General features: G+C 72.1%; 12 protein-coding genes. 2 read left to right on the top strand and 10 right to left on the bottom strand.

The window, feature by feature from the left end; translation table 11 throughout:
- Nucleotides 1-45 precede the first annotated feature (45 nt).
- The 4 genes from ACYUD3_RS05090 to ACYUD3_RS05105 all read right to left on the bottom strand — a co-directional run bounded on the left by ACYUD3_RS05090 (nucleotide 46) and on the right by ACYUD3_RS05105 (nucleotide 6,394).
- The gene (locus ACYUD3_RS05090; protein ID WP_470964271.1) at nucleotides 46-2,748 is read right to left on the bottom strand and encodes an aldehyde dehydrogenase family protein; all 2,703 of its coding nucleotides are present in this window, start codon (nucleotides 2,746-2,748) and stop codon (nucleotides 46-48) included.
- Between the two features lie 125 nt (nucleotides 2,749-2,873).
- A complete protein-coding gene (locus ACYUD3_RS05095; RefSeq protein ID WP_470966016.1) occupies nucleotides 2,874-2,957 on the bottom strand; it encodes a class III lanthipeptide in 84 nt (27 codons plus the stop codon).
- A 241-nt stretch (nucleotides 2,958-3,198) separates the two neighbouring features.
- The gene (gene lanKC, locus ACYUD3_RS05100) at nucleotides 3,199-5,739 is read right to left on the bottom strand and encodes a class III lanthionine synthetase LanKC (RefSeq protein WP_470964274.1); all 2,541 of its coding nucleotides are present in this window, start codon (nucleotides 5,737-5,739) and stop codon (nucleotides 3,199-3,201) included.
- The gene (locus ACYUD3_RS05105) at nucleotides 5,732-6,394 is read right to left on the bottom strand and encodes a GNAT family N-acetyltransferase (protein ID WP_470964277.1); all 663 of its coding nucleotides are present in this window, start codon (nucleotides 6,392-6,394) and stop codon (nucleotides 5,732-5,734) included. The genes lanKC and ACYUD3_RS05105 overlap by 8 nt, the downstream gene beginning before the upstream one ends.
- Nucleotides 6,395-6,586: 192 nt before the next feature.
- On the opposite strand from ACYUD3_RS05105, the gene ACYUD3_RS05110 reads away from it, so the two are divergent.
- Complete coding sequence (locus ACYUD3_RS05110; RefSeq protein WP_470964280.1) at nucleotides 6,587-8,497, top strand: FAD/NAD(P)-binding protein; 1,911 nt, start codon at nucleotides 6,587-6,589, stop codon at nucleotides 8,495-8,497.
- 61 nt (nucleotides 8,498-8,558) lie between these two features.
- Here the strand turns inward: ACYUD3_RS05110 and ACYUD3_RS05115 are convergent, their stop codons facing one another.
- Nucleotides 8,559-8,744, bottom strand: a complete 186-nt coding sequence (locus tag ACYUD3_RS05115) for a DUF5708 family protein (protein WP_470964283.1) — start codon at nucleotides 8,742-8,744, stop codon at nucleotides 8,559-8,561.
- A 148-nt stretch (nucleotides 8,745-8,892) separates the two neighbouring features.
- Here ACYUD3_RS05115 and ACYUD3_RS05120 point away from each other — a divergent pair, with 148 nt between their 5' ends.
- Nucleotides 8,893-9,378: a MaoC family dehydratase gene (locus tag ACYUD3_RS05120; protein WP_470964286.1), complete on the top strand. Its 486-nt coding sequence runs from the start codon at nucleotides 8,893-8,895 to the stop codon at nucleotides 9,376-9,378.
- Between the two features lie 37 nt (nucleotides 9,379-9,415).
- On the opposite strand, the gene ACYUD3_RS05125 is transcribed toward ACYUD3_RS05120, so the two are convergent.
- The 5 genes from ACYUD3_RS05125 to ACYUD3_RS05145 all read right to left on the bottom strand — a co-directional run bounded on the left by ACYUD3_RS05125 (nucleotide 9,416) and on the right by ACYUD3_RS05145 (nucleotide 15,768).
- Nucleotides 9,416-10,357 carry a ParB/RepB/Spo0J family partition protein gene (locus ACYUD3_RS05125; protein WP_470964289.1) on the bottom strand — a complete coding sequence of 314 codons (942 nt, stop codon included), beginning with the start codon at nucleotides 10,355-10,357 and terminating at the stop codon, nucleotides 9,416-9,418.
- A 281-nt stretch (nucleotides 10,358-10,638) separates the two neighbouring features.
- Nucleotides 10,639-11,649, bottom strand: a complete 1,011-nt coding sequence (locus tag ACYUD3_RS05130) for an alpha/beta fold hydrolase (RefSeq protein ID WP_470964292.1) — start codon at nucleotides 11,647-11,649, stop codon at nucleotides 10,639-10,641.
- Nucleotides 11,650-12,225: 576 nt separating this feature from the next.
- Nucleotides 12,226-12,882 (bottom strand): response regulator, encoded by a 657-nt coding sequence (locus tag ACYUD3_RS05135; protein ID WP_470964295.1) that lies wholly within the window; start codon nucleotides 12,880-12,882, stop codon nucleotides 12,226-12,228.
- Between the two features lie 4 nt (nucleotides 12,883-12,886).
- Nucleotides 12,887-14,554 carry a sensor histidine kinase gene (locus ACYUD3_RS05140; RefSeq protein WP_470964298.1) on the bottom strand — a complete coding sequence of 556 codons (1,668 nt, stop codon included), beginning with the start codon at nucleotides 14,552-14,554 and terminating at the stop codon, nucleotides 12,887-12,889.
- 134 nt (nucleotides 14,555-14,688) lie between these two features.
- On the bottom strand, nucleotides 14,689-15,768 hold the full coding sequence (locus tag ACYUD3_RS05145; RefSeq protein WP_470964301.1) for a hypothetical protein: 1,080 nt from the start codon (nucleotides 15,766-15,768) through the stop codon (nucleotides 14,689-14,691).
- Between the last annotated feature and the right edge of the window lie 387 nt (nucleotides 15,769-16,155).

Raw genomic sequence — 16,155 nt, forward strand, 5'->3', positions numbered from 1 at the left:
CCACTTCTGTCGCGAAACTGCGGGTCGGTCCGGAGCGCGGGTGCGTCACTCGGCGCCGCTCACGGCCACGGCCCGGCGCTCGCCCGCGGCCGGCCGCAACGTGTCCCAGTGCTCCGCCACCGCCTTCGAGACGAGCAGCGGCTGCGGCAGCCGGCGCCCGCGCAGACCGAGGTATCCGGCCCGCACCCCCCGGCCGCCGAACGGCTTGTTGCCGTCCTCGATCTCGATGAGCGTGGCGTCGACGCTGACCATGTGCCGTTCCCGCAGCAGTGCGACGAGTGTGGGCGCGCTGCCGTAGACGGAGGCCCCGAAGGCCCGTTCGGTGAAGGCGTTCGCGGTCAGCAGGGCGCCGAGCTGGTCCTCGTCGTCGTACTCGACCAGGTTGAAGACGGGCGCGAACTGCTCGGAGACGTCGAGGGGTTCGGCGGCGTCCCAGACCAGGACGGTGGGCGTGACATGGCTGTCGCCGACGTCGATCGCGCCGCCGTGCCGGATGCGGTGGCGGTTGGCGATCAGATAGCGGGAGACCCGGTGCAGGACGTCGGGGTCCTGGATCGCGCCGTAGTCGCCCGTCGGGCCGAACGTCAGCGCCGCGACGTGTTCGGCGAGCCGGGAGCGGAACTCCCCGGCGACCGTCCGGTGCACGAAGTAGATGTCCGGCGCGAGGCAGTCCTGCCCGGAGTTGAGCAGCCGGATACGGGCGCCGTCCCTGGCCGCGGCCGTGACGTCGGCGTGCTCGGTGATGATGAAGGGGTTGATGCCCTGCCCGAAGAAGAGGAAGAGCTGCCGGTCGTCGAGCCGGGTGCGCAGTTCCTCGGCGTTCTCGTAGCGGCCGGTGAAGACGACCGTGCCGGGGTTGCCCGCGATGCGGTCGGTGTAGTCGCCCTGGGTACCGGTGAACGCCTCGATCGCCAGCCCGTGGACGGGTGCCAGGAGTTCGTGCAGGCGCAGGGCGGTGCGGGCGCTTCGTGCGGACGGCCGGAAGCTGATGCGCCGGGTGAACAGGGCGGGCACCAGCAGGTGCAGGGCGTAGGAGTACAGCACCATGTTGGACGACATGAAGACCCAGGACTCGGGCACGGCCGGCGGCTGGTACAGCGCGTACTCGGCGGCGGCGCCGCGCAGGGTCGTGACGAAGCCCTCGATCTCGGTCTCGGCGGCCCGCCGGTCGGTGATCTCCGCGAGTACCTCGACGAACCGCCCGCGTTCGGCGTGCACATGGTCGGCGGTGCGGGCGAGGGCGGCGAGCACATCGGCGGCCCGGCGGTCGGCGCGGATGCGTTCGGGCAGGATCGCGGGGCTGTGCAGCCGCTGGGCGGTCGCGGCCTGCGCGAAGGCCTTCACCCGGCCGAGATCGACCTTCCCGAAGGCGTTCTGCGGCAGCTCGTCGACGACGAACACGTGGTCGGGCGCCTCGTACGACGTGAGGTGGCGGGTGATCTCGCGGCGCCAGTGTCCGTGCGGACGGCGGCCGGGGTCGGCGACGACGGTGACGAACCGGTCGCCGCGGGCGGCGTCCTCGACGACGACACCCGCGTTGACGATCCCGGCGTCGGTGAGCCGGCGCTGCACCTCCGCCGGGTAGACGGTGAACCCGGTGCGGGAGACGGCGGCGCGGCGGCCGAGGACGGTGAGGGTGCCGTCGGCGGTGAGCGAGGCGATGTCCTCGGTGCGCTGCCAGCCGCGCGGCGCGGGCAGCAGCGCGCCGTCCGCGCCGAGCCGGCCCGTGTACTGGTCGGGGGTGCGCACCAGCAGCTCGCCGATCTTGCCGGCGGGCACGGCGGCCCCGGCGGCGTCGACGATCCGCAGCTCGACCCCGTCGAGCGCCCGCACGGCCTCGGGCCGGCCGGGGAGGGCGTGGGCGACGTTGCCCAGCTCCGTCGACCCGTATCCGTCGAGGAGCGGACGCCCCGCCTCGCGGGCGAAGCGTCCGGCGAGCCGCCCGTCCAGCGGGCCGCCGCCGACACACCACAGCCGGACCGAGCCGAGGTCGCTCAGCAGGGCCGGATTACGGGCGGCCAGGTCGAGGATCGCCTGGTAGGTGCGCGGCGGCGCGTCGACGACGGTCGCCGCGTGCCGTTTGCCCAGCCGCAGCGCCTCGGACAGCCGCGCCGGGGGCACGAGCAGCAGCCGGGTCCCGGTCAGCCAGGCGAGGACGGCCAGCGACAGTCCGTACTGGTGGGTCATCGGCAGCAGCGGAAGCAGGACGTCGTCGGGGGTGTAGCCGACGCGTACGGCGGTGCGCTCGCAGTTGGCGAGGAAGGAGCCGCCGGATCTGACGATGGCGCTGGGCCGGCCGGTCGTGCCCGACGAGAGCAGGACGAGCCCGTCCTGCCGCTCGCGCCAGGCGACGGCTCCCGGGTCCGGCAGCTCGGCCGCGCCGCCGACGTCGGCGGCGCCGATCTCCCCGGCGCCGCAGTCCCACAGCTCCCTCATCCCCACAGCGCCGAGCACCGACCCCGCGAGGCCGTCGGGGACCACGGCGCACCGGGCGCCCGACAGGTTCTCCGGCCGGCCCAGCTGCTCCTCGTCGAGGAGGACGATCGAGACGTCGGAGGCGATCAGGGCGAGCAGAGCGGCATAGAACTCGACGGTGTTGGCGCCGCTGAGGACGACCCTGTCACCCGGCCGTGTCCCCCGGTCGTACAGGCCCCGCCGGATGACCTGAACGCCGTGGCCGAGCGCATACTGGCTGACGGAGGCCCGTCTGGCGACGGCGGCTGGTTTCTCCTCCATGGCGGAGGGCATGAGAATCACCCCGTGGTCGCTGATTCGCTGTCTTCTCATGGACGAGGGGCGCGACGCACAGGCCGCGTCGCGCCCCTCAGATCAGGGCCTGGTCAGGTCCTGACGGTGCGCAAGGTGTGCGCGTTTCAGCAGGAGTTGCTGATGGTGCTGCCCAGCGCCTCGGCGCTCTCGGCGGGAACTTCGAGGCCCTGGAGCTCGATGACCGACATATCTGCCTCCTGATTGGGTTGGGTGGCTGCTCACGACCGCTTCCGCGGCCGGTTCAGCGGTGAATCCGGCTGTGTTCAGCAGGAGTTGCTGATGGTGCTGCCCAGCGCCTCGGCGCTGTCGGCGGGGACCTCGAGGCCCTGGAGCTCGATGACCGACATGTCTGTACCTCCCTTCGGGGTGTGAGCGGCCGTACGGGGCACGGCCGTGGGACAGGTGCCGCTCCTTGGTGCGACGCGAGCCTCAGAAAGGCTCGGTCCCGAGGAACGGCAGGCTCTGGGTACCGCGGTCACGGACCGCGGTGAGGGCGGCGAGGACGCCGGCGGCGCCGGTGGCGAGGTCGGCGGAGAGCCGTGCCCCGCCGCTGCCGGGCACGCCGAGCCGGCCGCCGGTCTCGACCAGGTGCAGGCCGAGATCCTGGAGATGGCGCTCGACCGCCTCGTCGGCGCCGTCGAGTCCCTTCCGCAGTGCGGTCAGCGCCAGCAGCGCACCGGAGCGTCCGGAGAAGACGCCCGCGTCGGCCGTCAGGCGCACCCAGGCGGCGGCCGCCAGCAGGGGCAGCGCCGTGCGCAGCGGCTCGCTGTCGCGGTGGCGCAGCACGGCGTCCGCGCCGAGGGCGACACCGAGCGAGCCGACCGCGAGATACGGCAACCGCCTTTTGCCGTCGACCACTTGGAGCGCGCCCGCCTGGTCGGGGGCGCAGTGGCCGAGGTCGCGCAGCACCGCACGTTCGGCCAGGTCGAGCCAGCCGGTCTCGCCGGTCGCCTCGTACAGCCGGGTGAGGAACACCGCCGGACCGCTCCAGCCGCGCATCAGCCCGGCGGGGCGCTGCCGCAGGTGCGGACTGTCGAAGAGGTCGTCGCGCAGTCGCAGCGCCGCCCTCGTCGCGAGCTCCGCGCTCTGCCGCGGGTCCAGGCCGCCGAAGCCGCCCAGGCGCGGGGCGAGCGCCAGGGCCGCGAGGCCGAGGCCCGCCAGACCCGAGAAGAGCGAGGGGTCGGTGGTGGCCTCGAAGTCCCTCACCAAGGGTTTCAGCAGGTCCCGGGCGAGGCCGTGCTCGCCGCGCAGGGTCCAGTACCAGGCGACTCCGGTCGCGCCGTCCCACAGTCCTGGTGAGGCGTGTTCGTCGGCCCCGGACGTGAGGCGGGCGCGCAGCCAGTCCTCACCGGCCGCCGGGGGTGGGTGTCCGGCCGCCCGCAGCGCCCACAGGACACCCGCGGCGCCGTGCGCGAGGCTCGCCGGTCCCGCCGGGTTCAGGTACTGGTCGGGGTCGCCGGGGAAGAGCCGGTCGGAGCGGGTGGGGTCGGCCGACTCGGCCAGGGCGGCGGCCAGCCGGTCGGCGGTGTCCCGGGCACACGGCCGAGGCGCCGTACGGCCGGCGGGAGCGAGCCCCATCGTCGTCAGGCTGTCGTCGAAGTACCCGGCCGGCAGTCCGAACCACTCGGCCGCGGTGGCCGCGTGCTCCCGTGCCTTGTCCCGGTCGAGGGCGTAGAGCGGCGCGAGCGGCAGGAACAGCCACAGCTTGAGGACGGCCAGGGCGTACCGGTCGCGCCGGGCCGCGGTGCCCGTCGCCGGGGCGAACCCCGGGTAGGCCAGCGGGGGCCCGGACGGGTCGTCGGGACTCGTCGCCATCTCGTGGTCCAGCAGCCGAACCGTGAGGTCGTCGGCGACGACGATGTTGCCGGGGTGCAGATCGCGGTGCGCGAAGCCGGCCGCGTGCAGTTCGGCCACGGCGCCCGTGACCCGGCGCAGCACCTCCTCGGCCTGTTCCCGGTACACGGCGCACTCCGCCTCGCCGGCGCCGTGCCGGATGAACGGGTGCCGCAGCGCGGCCCAGTTCTGGAGGTTTCGCCCCTCGGCCCGCTCCAGGACGAGGTAATGGTGCTCCCAGTACCGGAACGAGTCGATCAGCTCCGGTACGGCGGCCACGTCACCGAGCTTGCCGAGGACATCGGCCTCGTACAGCGCGCGGTCGACCGCGTCGGCGCCGGTGCGGTCGATCCCGGCGTGCAGGCGGGCCTCCTTGAGGACGACCTCCCGCCCGCTCTCCGCGTGGCGGGCGAGATACACCCCGCCGCCGTTGGAGAACTGCAACGCTCGCTCGACGACGAACGGGAACGGCTCGTCGGACTCGGGCGGGCGCAGAGCGTGCTGGATCCCGACGGGGGGCGAGATCCAGGACGGCGGCCGGAAGGGGACCGACCGCGGATCGTGGACCGGCGTGCCGTCGGGACCGCGCAGCGCGAGCACGCGGCGGCCGTCCGGCGTGTAGGTGTAGCCGGTCGTGAAAGCGCCGTAGCGCAGATACACGGGGGACGTCTCGCGCCAGCGCCGGTCGGTGAGGACGTACGGGCCCGGCTGCCCGGCGAGCAGTCCGTGCAGCGCGTCCAGAGTCCCGACGAGCCCGGTCTCGTCCTGCGGCGGATAGACCGCGATGAACTTGCCGCTCGCGGTGCGCGGGGCGAACTTCAGGCCGTACGCCTGCACCAGGGCGCGGCGGGAGAGGAACTTGAAGTCGAGGTGGTGGCCGAGGCAGTACGCGGCGACCTTCTCCAGGATCTCGGCCGCGTTCTCGGGCCGGGCGGAGACGTGGATCTTCCAGCCCTGGTCCGGGAGCCGGCCGTCCGTGCGGCTCAGCTGGCACCAGGGCCCCTTGACCGTACGGCGGTAGCCCTCGGTCCGCGGCAGCAGGCGCACGAAGTCCTGGTCGCCGGAAGGGTGCCAGCGCTCGGGGGGTTCGAAGTACAGGGGGTCGGCGACGGAGAACAGCTCGCCCGCCTCACGCATCCGGTGCCGCCTCGGCGCGGATGTCCAGCGCGGTCAGGGCGCCGCCGCCGAGATAGTCACGCAGCAGCCGCCCGGCCCGCTCCTTGTCCGCCGCGGGCACGGTGGGCCGGTACTTCAGCCCGTCCAGATGCTCGGTCTTCTTCAGCTCCGCGTCGTACTCCTCGCGCAGCATCGACCAGACCGTCGCGTCGTGATAACAGCCGTCGACATAGTAGAAATCCCGCAGAATTCCTTCGAGGACGAAATTACCGCGCATGAGAGCAGGCAGCGTGTAAACGTTGAAAGCACCGGTCGTGAGTTGTACGCGACGAGCACCGTACGTCATGAAGAGAATGTCGATGAGCCGTACGATCGCCTCACCGCCGTAAGCACTCTGCCAGCGGTCAGGTTCACCCACGAGAATGGCTATCTCGTACGACTGATGGGCACCGCGCCGCCGCCAGTTCACAAAGCCGAGCGGTTCCCCGGAATTGCTGTGGATCATCCGGAACGTGACGCTCCCCATATGGTGCGCGGAGCTGAGCTCGGCAGGGCTCGCCGTTTCCAGCGCATCACCAGTGAGCGCGGTTCCCGGCGCGTCCGGCGCCAGCCACCCGGCCATCAGCTCGAAGTCACCGGCGACCGGCGGTCGTAAACTGATGAATCGCCCTTGCATAAGATTCCCCCGTCTTCGGCAAGTCGCCGCCCGGGGACTCCCGTCTCCCTCGCGGCCAAATCGAAGTTAAGCCTTTGCATTTTCTGTGTCAACCGCCATTGACGAAGTCGAACGGCCTCCATTCGGGAAGTCGAACATCCTCGCCCCCGCAGGCTTCTCGAAGCCGGGACCGGTCGTCGTAATCTCCCCGGCATGACAGGAAAAGGACGGACGGCGAGCTCCCCGTCATTGGCCTTTGTGGGGGCCGGACCGAGGACGACGGGCATCCTGGAACGGATTGCCGCGGGCTGGGCGGAGGCAGGCGGCGGGTGGCGGCTGCGCATCGACGTCGTGGACCCCCATCCACCGGGCGGCGGGCGGGTCTGGCGGCCCGGGCAGTACGCCGGGATGCTGATGAACTCGCGGGCCGGGGACGTCACGATGTTCACGGACGCGAGTGTGGAGTGCGCGGGGCCGATCACTCCGGGCCCTTCGCTGGCGGAGTGGGCGGCGGGGGTGTCCGAGGGGGCGGAGGGGGCGGAGGGGCTGACGCCTGAACTGGCCGCCGAGGCACGCTCCTTGACCTCCGCCTCCTTCCCTACCCGACGGCTCGGCGGCGCCTATCTCGCCTGGTGCTTCCGGCGGGCGGTCGCCGCGCTGCCGGCCTGTGTCGAGGTGCGGGAGCACCGGACGGCGGCCGTCTCCCTCACCGACGGGCCCGGCGGCCGCCAGCTGCTCCGGCTCGCCGACGGGACCTCGCTCGCCGCCGACGTCGTCGTCCTCGCGCAGGGCAACATCGACGGCAGTCCGGACGCCGGGCAGCGCCGGTACGCGGACTTCGCGGCCAGGGCCGGCGGCTCCTACACACCGCCGGGGCCCACCGCCGACCTGGACCTCGGCTGTCTGCCGGCCGGCACCGACGTGATCGTCTCCGGGCTGGGCCTGGCCTTCGTCGACCTCATGTCCCTGATGACCGAGGGGCGCGGCGGACGTTTCGTGGCGGAGGGCGGGGAAGGCGACGGGCCGCTGCGGTACGAGCCCTCGGGTGCGGAGCCCGTGCTGTGGGCGGGCTCGCGGCGCGGGGTGCCGTATCTGCCCAAGCAGAGCACGCGGCCGGGCGGACCGCCGGACGACGGCGTCCGGTTCGCGGACACGGCGGCGCTGCGGACAGCGCTGAAAGGCGGACCGGGTCCTGACGCCTGGGAACTGACCGCCCAAGAGGTCGGCTGGGGTTATCACCGAGAGCTGTTCACCACCCACCGGGGCCGTACGGGCACATCCTGGGAGGAGTTCGCCGAGGCGTACGTACGGCTTGAGGGCACCGCCCGGGACCGACTGGTCCGGCGGTTCGTACGCCCCGGGGACAGGCTGGACCTCGCCGGTCTCCAGCAGCCCTTGCGGGGCCGCCGGTTCGGCTCGTGGGAGGCCCTGGACAGCTGGATGCGCGGCCATCTGACGGCCACCGTGGAGCGGGCCACCCTTCCTGAGCACAGCGCCTGGGCCGGGGCCGCGCGGTCGCTCTTCCACGCCGGGAACCAGCTGGCCGAGCTGCTGATGACGGATGCCGAGGCGCTCGGGGCATCCGCGTGGGACGCCATCTCCCGCGTCTCTGCGTTCAACAGCTTCTTCACCTCGGGCCCGCCCCCGCTGCGGCTACGGCAGCTCGCCGCCCTCAACAGGGCCGGCGTGGTCCGCTTCCTCGGCGCGGGGCTGCGGGTCGAAACCGCGGACGGTCACTTCGTGGCGTCGTCGGACTCCGTCGCCGCGACATTGCGTGCCCGGCACTTCGTCGAGGCCAGGCTGGCCGCGCCGGACGCGCGGGGCGGCGCCGATCCGCTGCTGCGCGGGCTCATAGGCGAAGGCGGCGGCGCCGTACGCGTGGCGGCGCGGAACTCCTCGCGGCTGGTCGCCGAAGACGGTGACTATCGGGTGGTGGACGGGCGGGGAAACGTCCGCCCGCACCGGTACGCCCTCGGTGCGTTCGCCACGGGCGGCAGCCTCGGGTCATTCTCCGTGCCCGGTACCGGTTCACCGTTCTTCCGGCAGAACGACGCGCTGGCGAGAAGGCTGCTGCGGGAACTGCAAGAAATCGCCGCAACGGGACTTTCCGTACCGGCCGGCTGAAAGAAAAGGCCCGCTCGGGACAGGTGGAAACCTGATGTCCCGAACGGGCCGGTCACTCACGTCACTTTCCGGCGACGCCCTTGTAAAGCCCCCAGACGACCTCCAGCGCCCCCAGCGCCATCAGGACCACGCCGAGCTTCGTCAAGGTGACCACCGGGGTCTCGATGTCCCCCGTGAACTGCCACAGCACCAGCCCGATGACGAACGTGGCGCCACCACCGACCAGAGCCTTCGAAGTCGCACCCATTGCCTACCCTCTTTCGATCGCGCGCGCCTTGACCCGTACCGTGCCGGCGCATAGAAATCCGACAGCGCCGGGGCGCGCATTCTTTCCTTCACTTCCCGGACCCGGCCGGTCCGGACTTCTCTTCGTTCTCCGTCCGTGGGAGGCAGCCGTGGCGACACTTCAGGAAATAGCCGAGTGGTTCCAGGAGCGCGCGGGCCGCGATCTCGGCCCCAGCGAGTGGTACGAGATCACCCAGCGGGACGTCGACGCGTTCGCCGAACTGACCCATGACCGGCAGGAGATCCATGTGGACCCCGAGCGCGCGGCGGCCGGCCCCTTCGGCGCGCCGGTCGCGCACGGCTTTCTCGTGCTGTCCCTCGTCACCCACCTGACGGACGGTCTGCTGGACCTGGAGTGGTCCGAGTCGGGACTGAACCAGCGGCTGGACCGGGTCAGGTTCCGCGCGCCGGCGGTGGTCGGCCGCCGGCTGCGGGCGTCCGTGCGGATCACCGGCGCGCGGACCCGGCCCCGGGACTATCTGGAGCTGACCCTGTCGATCCGGATCGAGTCCGAGGACGCGGAGACGGTGTGCACGGCCGAGCAGACGAGGCTGTACCGGGCGCGGGCGGGCGCGGGACTGCCCGCGTTCCCTTGAGAAGGGCCCGGCCGGGGCGGTCCTGCCTGCGGCACGCTCACTCGCCGTCCGCCAGCGACCGCCGCACCCCGACCTGATCCGCGAACTCCCGCCACAACTCGGCGTTCTTGCGCGCGGTCGCCTCGATCAGCCCCAGTTGGTGCAGCGGCGCCGAGTCGATGTAGCGGCGCCACTCGTGCGGGGACATCAACCGCGCCTCCAGCCAGCGCAGGAAGTCCCGCCCCGACTGGCTGTGCCGCAGCGAGGGGTCCTTGCGCAGCCGTTCCAGGATGTCGTGCCCGGCGAGCGCGGGGTCGGCGGCGGCCGGTCTCTCCCGGATCTTCCCGTCCTGGGGTATCACGGTCCTCGCGCGGGCGGTCCGCTCATCTCCCGCGGTCATCGCCCGGCGCAGCCGGGGCGGCACCGGATCATCGCCTCTGCTGATCCGCGACCGTACGTCCCAGGCGGTGGAGATGGAGATCCCGGCCCGCTGGGCGACCTTGCGCAGCGGCAGGTCCGGCTCCCGGCCGAGCAGTTCATGCGCCCGCAGCCGCCCGGCGGCCCCGTCCAGCGGACGCAGCCGTCCGTCCTTGCCGACGCGGATGTTCAACTGCTGCCCGTCCTCGGTCGAATCCTTCCGGACGGCGGCCACGGTCTTGGCCGCGAGCCCGACGGTCGCGGCGACCACCCGGTCCGACCACTCCGGGTGGGAGCGGATGATCCGCCGGGCGGCAGCCGCCCGTTCGGTCACGGACAGCGGCAGCCCGTGCGCGGTGTTCGCCAGCACACCGAGGACGAACATGTCCTCCGCGTCGCCTCGCACCCACCGCACCTCGATCTCCCTCTCTCCCCTCAGCCGGGCGGCGTGCACCCGGTGCACGCCGTCGATCACCCGCATCGTCTCCCGGTGGACGAGGATCGGCGGCAGCTTCGCGTCGGTCTCCGCGAGCAGCCGCACATGCTCCTCCTGGTGCGAGGTGAAGCGAGGCGAGTCGGCCATCCGCAAGGAGTCGCACGGGACCCTCTCCGTCGGCCCTTCCCCGAGCTGGCTCAGCAACCGCGGAACAGTGCCGGTCTCCGCACCGTCCGCGCCGGTACATTCTTGGTTCAACAGCCGTGCCATTGCCTTCCCCCTCGGCGTTGTCGGCGTCTCCTCACCGATCTTGCCACCGCCGCCCGCCCGGACACGCCCTACGAAAGTAGGACCCGTGGGAGGAACCGGAGGACGGGATCAAGGGCGTTTCGGATGAGACGGCGGGAGGAGTCAGTGATGAAGCGGTTTCACCGCAACCCCTCGATCCACTCCCGCAGCAGCGAGTTGAACCGGGCCGGCTCCTCCAGGAAGGGGGCGTGGCCGCTGGTCTCGAAGACGGCGAGGCGGGCGCCGGGGACGTGCTCGACGAGCCAGTCGCCGACCGGGGTGGGGTGGATCCGGCTGCGGGCGCCGTGCACGAAGAGGGTGGGCAGCGGCGGAAGGCCGGCGAGCCGGTGGCGCCAGTCCTGCCGTACGGCGTCCTGCCAGAGGGAACGGCGGGCGGGGCCGGAGCTGGCGGAGGCGGCGGTGATGAGGTCGGGGTTGGGTGTTGCGGCGGGTTCTGCGCGGGCGGCTGGCTCCGCGCGGGTGGTCGGTGAGGCGGTCGGCTCGGTGCGGGCGGTCGGTGTCGCGGCTGGTTCCGCGTGGACACTCGGCGCTCCGGTCGACTCGGCGCAGACGTTCAACGCCCCGGTCGGTTCCGCGTAGGCGCTCGGTACTGCCGTCGGCTCCGCGCAGACCCCTGGCACTGCCCCCGCCGGCCCCGCGCCCCTCGCGTAGAACCCCGCGACCATTTCCGTCAGCGCCGCCCGATCCATCTCCGCGAGCCGTTCCCCGATGTCCGCCGCGCCCTGCGCGTCCAGCGTGCCGTACGCCGCGTGCTTCCAGCCGGGCTCACGCAGAAGGTACGGGGTCTGCTCGACCGAGATCAGGCTGCGGTAGCGGGCGGTGGTGCCGTGTCTTTCGAGCAGGTGGTACGCGACCGTCGCGCCCAACGCCCAGCCCAGCAAGGTGACTTCGGCGAGGTCCAGCTTCTCGGTCAGCGTGTGGACGGCGTCGGCGCAGGCGTCCAGGGTGAGCGGCTCGCCGTTGAACGGGGTGCCGCCGTGGCCGGGGAGGTCGACGCTGATGACCCGGTGGTCGCGGGCCAGGTCGGTGACGATGACGTCGAAGAAGGCCGAGGAGGCGCCCAGGCCGTGGATCAGGAGGAGGGCGGGCCGGTCCAGGGGGCCGGTGTCCTCGAAGTACAGCTCAGACATGGGGGTTCCTTCTCGCCGAGGGCGCGGGGGACGCGGGGCATGGAGGAAGCGGGGGGTGAGGGAAAGCGGAGGGAGGAGGAAGCGGGGGCTTGGGTAAGCAGGGGTCACAGGAAGGCGGAGGTCCCATTTTTGACCGGGGTTTCCGGCCCGGCGTAGGGCGTTGCGCATCCACGCAGAGGCGGGAGCGGGGTCGGCCGCTTCGAGCCAGGGGCGGTACGAGGGGGTGGCCGAACCTCTCAACCGGCCGGTAGGGAAGAGGTGTTGGTACGACTTGGGCGGCGGGCCAGGGATCGAAGCGCCTCTCGCTTCAGTACATCGCTCGCTTCAACGCACCCCTTCATGGACACGCCCCACCCGAGCACACCCCTTCATAAACGCACCCCGCCTCAGCGCCCCTCCGCAGACACACACCACCTCAACGCACCCCCACCTCGGCGCGCCCCCGCCTCAGCGAACCCCCACCTCGACGCACCCCCGACCTCAACGCCCCCTCGCCTCAGCGAACCCCCACCTCGACGCACCCCCGACCTCAGCGCACCCCCACCTCAACACACCCCCACCACACCCCCCACCCCCTCACCACCCCCCATCAAGCAACCCCGCATCATGCGCCAACACAGCCACCTGCACCCGATTCACACACCCCGTCCGCATAAGAATCCGACTGATATGCGCCTTCACCGTCCCCGCACTGGAGTGCAACTCCCCCGCGATCTCGGCATTGGACATCCCCGTCCCCACCAACCGCAGCACATCCCGCTCAGCCGGCGTCAACCCGTCCAGCCTGCGCTGCGCCGCCTCGGTGTCGCGGCCCGAGCGGACATGCCGGTCGAGGAGTTGCCGGGTGACCCGGGGCGCCAGCACCGGCTCCCCCTTCGCGGCGAGCTGCACCGCACGGATCAGCTCGGCCGGCCCGGTGTCCTTGAGCAGAAACCCGCTCGCCCCGGCCCGCAACGCCCGCGTGACACTGCTCTCCTCGCCGAACGCGGTGAGCATCACGACGCAGGTACGCGGCGACAGCCGCCCGATCTCGCGCGCGGCGGCGATCCCGTCGCCGCCCGGCATCTGGATGTCGAGCAGCGCGACGTCGATCTCCCGCTCCCGGCACACCGCGACGGCCTCCCGCCCGTCCCCCGCCTCGGCGACCACCTCGATGTCCTCGGCGTGCTGGAGGATCAGCCGGATCCCGGCCCGCATCAGCGCCTCGTCGTCGGCGATCAGCACTCGGATCATCGGCTCATCTTAGAACCGCCTCGGCGAGGAGGAGTATGAGGAAGAGGACCGTCGGCATGACGACGACCACGGAGAGACACCCGGAGCCGAGCAGCCGCGGCCAAGTGAGTATCTCGTCGGGGAGGGGGGCGCGGGCGCCGGGCGGGGTGAGAGCGGGATTGGGGCTGGGGGTACGGAAGTTGACACCGTTGGACTTCGGAGGGCTGCGGTCCGAGGACTTGGGCGAGCCGCCGTAAGACTCGGGGGAGCCGATCTCGTACGACGCCAGCACCCCGGTCTCGTACGACTCCGGCGCCCCCGCCTCGTACGACTCCAGCACCCCGGCCCTGTACGACTCAGGCGCCCCAGCTCCGTACGACTCCGGCGACTCAGCCCCGTACGAATGCCCGGCGCCCGCATCGTCGTACGGACGCCCCCCACCCGCGTCGTACACCCCCGCACCCCCACCCTCCCCCCCATCCACCGGCAGCCAAGCCACCACCCGGAACCCCCCATCCCCCGTACCCCCCGCCGCGAACTCGCCGCCGAGGAGGGAGACCCGTTCCTGGCAGCCGGCGAGGCCGCTATGGGTGCTGAGGGCGGGGCGGGCAGTGGGGTGGGGGGCGGAGTTGGTGACGGAGAGTTCGATGCCGGGGCCGACCGGGCGGACGGTGACGCGGGTGGGGGCGCCGCCCGCGTGTTTGAGGGCATTGGTGAGGCCTTCGCGGACGACACGGTGGATCGCCTGGCGGACGGCGAACGTCACCTCGGCGCTGTCGGGGACCTCCCACTCCAGCTCTACGGAGCTGCCGGCGCGCCGGGACTCGGTGACGAGGGCGGTGATGTCGGCCCGGGTGCCACGCTCCTCGCCGGCCCCCTCGTGCCGCAGCACTCCGAGGATCTCGCGCAGCTCTTGCAGGGCCGTACCTGCGGTGGTCCGCAACAGCTGGGCCTGCTCGGTGAGTTCGGGTGCCTTGCGGGCGGCGCCCAGCTCCAGCGCGCCGGCGTGCACGGAGAGCAGGCTCAGGCGGTGGCCCAGCAGATCGTGCATCTCACCGGCGATCCGGTTGCGCTCCTCCATGCGCGCCGCCGCGGCGGTCATCCAACGCGCCTGTTCCAGATAGGCGTTGCGCTCCCGCAGCAGCCGCACCAGCGGCCGCCGCCGCCCGAGCAGCGACCCGGCGAGCGCGGGCAGCACGATCAACAGCACGGCGGACAGGGCCCCTTCCCCCATCCGCACCGCCAACTCCCCTCTGAAGAGCCCGAGTACGAGACTCAGACCGGCGACGACCGCGCAGGCCACGCCCACGGTCCGCCACACCCGGCGAAGGCTTCGCGCCGCCGACATCACGACCAGCGGCGCGACCGCGGCCGTCCACACGTTGACCCCGACGACCGGCACCGCGGCCCCCACCACGGCGGCAGCCGGCCACCACCGCCGGGCCGGTACCAGCGCCACCGCCCACCCGGCCTCCAGCAGGGCCAGCCAGAGCCGGTCCGGGGGCGCGAGGAGCAGGGGCATCAGGCAGAAGGCGGCTGCGAGGAGGCAGAGGATGAGTTCTGCTGGGGTGCGGTGGCGTGAGCGGGACGGGTCTCGCGACGGCTGCGGCTGGCTCGGCGACTGGGAGTGCTGCGAGTGCTGCGAGTTCTGCGAGTTCTGCAAGGCCTGCGAGGCCTGGGGCACTCGCGGCACCCAAGACTCCCGCAGGCCCTCAGACATCCGCCGCTCCCGCGAGTCCCCCAACTCCCGCCGCCCCAACGGTTCCTGCAACTCCCGCCGCCCCCTTGAGAACAACGGCCACCGCACCCTCCCTAGCCACCCCTGCCTCACCCGGCCACACCCCCCAACTCCGCACACAGCAGCTCGACATCAACCTGCTGCTCCCCCAACACCCTTACGACAACGGGATCGTCGAGCAGCGCAGCCACCAGCCGTACGGTACCGACCGACCCGTCGTCCCCCTCCGCAGCCGCCAACCGGGCTACAGCCATGGTCCGTTCGGCGCCCGGAGTGGGCCGGACGGAATCGGAAGCGGCAACCACCACCGCCGTCTCCTCGAACGCCCCCGCGAACAGCAGGTCCTGCCGGACCCCGCACCGCCGCAGGATCTCCGCACCGGAGTTGACCCCGGCCAGCTCCCCGGAGAGCGTCCGTCCGGCGACGCCCAGCGCCCGCTCGACCCCCAGCACCCCGAGCAGCAGATCCACCGGCTCGACGGCACCGCGCCCGCACCGCACCGCCTGCCGCACCCCCTCGTGGACGACGGCCCCCAGCACCGGTGACCCGTTCGCCGTACTCCCGCTGATCCAGGAGAAGAAGGCCCGGCCGAGCCGGTTCCCGCCCTTCCCCAGCGCCCCGGCCCGCCGCAGTATCGCGACCCCGCCGCTCTCCAGGACCTCCTCCACCGCGCAGCCCTCGACCCGCCGCAGCGCCTCGTCGGCGTCGACCTTCTCCAGGACCAGCGCCTCAAGGGCCCGGCTCCCCGGCACGCTCAGCAGCGCCCGCGCGAGATGCGCGCACCGGACCGATATCCCGCCCTCCTCCCGAGCCATCCGCACCGCCACCGCAAGACACTCCAGCAGAGCCCCGCTGAACTGGGGGAACTCCGCCACCTCAGCGCCCTTGCGCAGCCCGTCCCGCCAGCGCAACTCACGGAGGAGGGCGTCGACTTCGGTGGAATCGGCCCTCGCGCCGGGGCCGACGGAGGCAGCGCTCGCACCGAGACCTCCTGCGCCAGAGCTAGGGCCAAAGCCGGACCCCGTGTCCTCACTCGCCCACCCCACCCCACCGCGCCCCCGGATCCCCCCACTGACAGCCCCCGACTTCCGCATCCCCGGCACCAGCACATCCCCCACCTCGCCGCCCTCGACCAGCAACTCCCCCAACACCGTGTCCGTCCCCACCATCGCCAACTCCCCCTTCGCAACCCGCCGCACCGCACCAGCCAGTACCTCGACAACGTCCGGCTCGAACTCAACGTTCCCCCCAACCACCACAAACGCCCCCATTTTTTTCCACTCCCATCGATACGACCATCCGACAACCCCTGACCCCCACGACGCTACGAACCCCCCACCCCACCCCACATCGGCCGACCGTCCACCCTTCCGAGCCGATCGGCCATCCAGGAGCCACGACCGGCCAGAGGTCACGCATATCAGCCAAGATCGCGAGACCGATCCGGCATCCACACCCCCACCTCCCCCTGAACAGATCCCCAACACCCCTGGTAGACGACCCACATCACCGGATCCGACATCGATGGCTCGAAATGGACCCCCATTCCTCAGTTC

It is taken from the genome of Streptomyces sp. AMJ-169 (genome assembly GCF_055597585.1).

What these genes read in the sequence shown, in the direction of transcription:
- ACYUD3_RS05090 (WP_470964271.1), bottom strand. Translation starts at nt 2,748, where the DNA reads ATGCCCTCCGCCATGGAGGAGAAACCAGCCGCCGTCGCCAGACGGGCC.
- ACYUD3_RS05095 (WP_470966016.1), bottom strand. Translation starts at nt 2,957, where the DNA reads ATGTCGGTCATCGAGCTCCAGGGCCTCGAAGTTCCCGCCGAGAGCGCC.
- lanKC (WP_470964274.1), bottom strand. Translation starts at nt 5,739, where the DNA reads ATGCGTGAGGCGGGCGAGCTGTTCTCCGTCGCCGACCCCCTGTACTTC.
- ACYUD3_RS05105 (WP_470964277.1), bottom strand. Translation starts at nt 6,394, where the DNA reads ATGCAAGGGCGATTCATCAGTTTACGACCGCCGGTCGCCGGTGACTTC.
- ACYUD3_RS05110 (WP_470964280.1), top strand. Translation starts at nt 6,587, where the DNA reads ATGACAGGAAAAGGACGGACGGCGAGCTCCCCGTCATTGGCCTTTGTG.
- ACYUD3_RS05115 (WP_470964283.1), bottom strand. Translation starts at nt 8,744, where the DNA reads ATGGGTGCGACTTCGAAGGCTCTGGTCGGTGGTGGCGCCACGTTCGTC.
- ACYUD3_RS05125 (WP_470964289.1), bottom strand. Translation starts at nt 10,357, where the DNA reads ATGGCCGACTCGCCTCGCTTCACCTCGCACCAGGAGGAGCATGTGCGG.
- ACYUD3_RS05130 (WP_470964292.1), bottom strand. Translation starts at nt 11,649, where the DNA reads ATGTCTGAGCTGTACTTCGAGGACACCGGCCCCCTGGACCGGCCCGCC.
- ACYUD3_RS05135 (WP_470964295.1), bottom strand. Translation starts at nt 12,882, where the DNA reads ATGATCCGAGTGCTGATCGCCGACGACGAGGCGCTGATGCGGGCCGGG.
- ACYUD3_RS05145 (WP_470964301.1), bottom strand. Translation starts at nt 15,768, where the DNA reads ATGGTGGGGACGGACACGGTGTTGGGGGAGTTGCTGGTCGAGGGCGGC.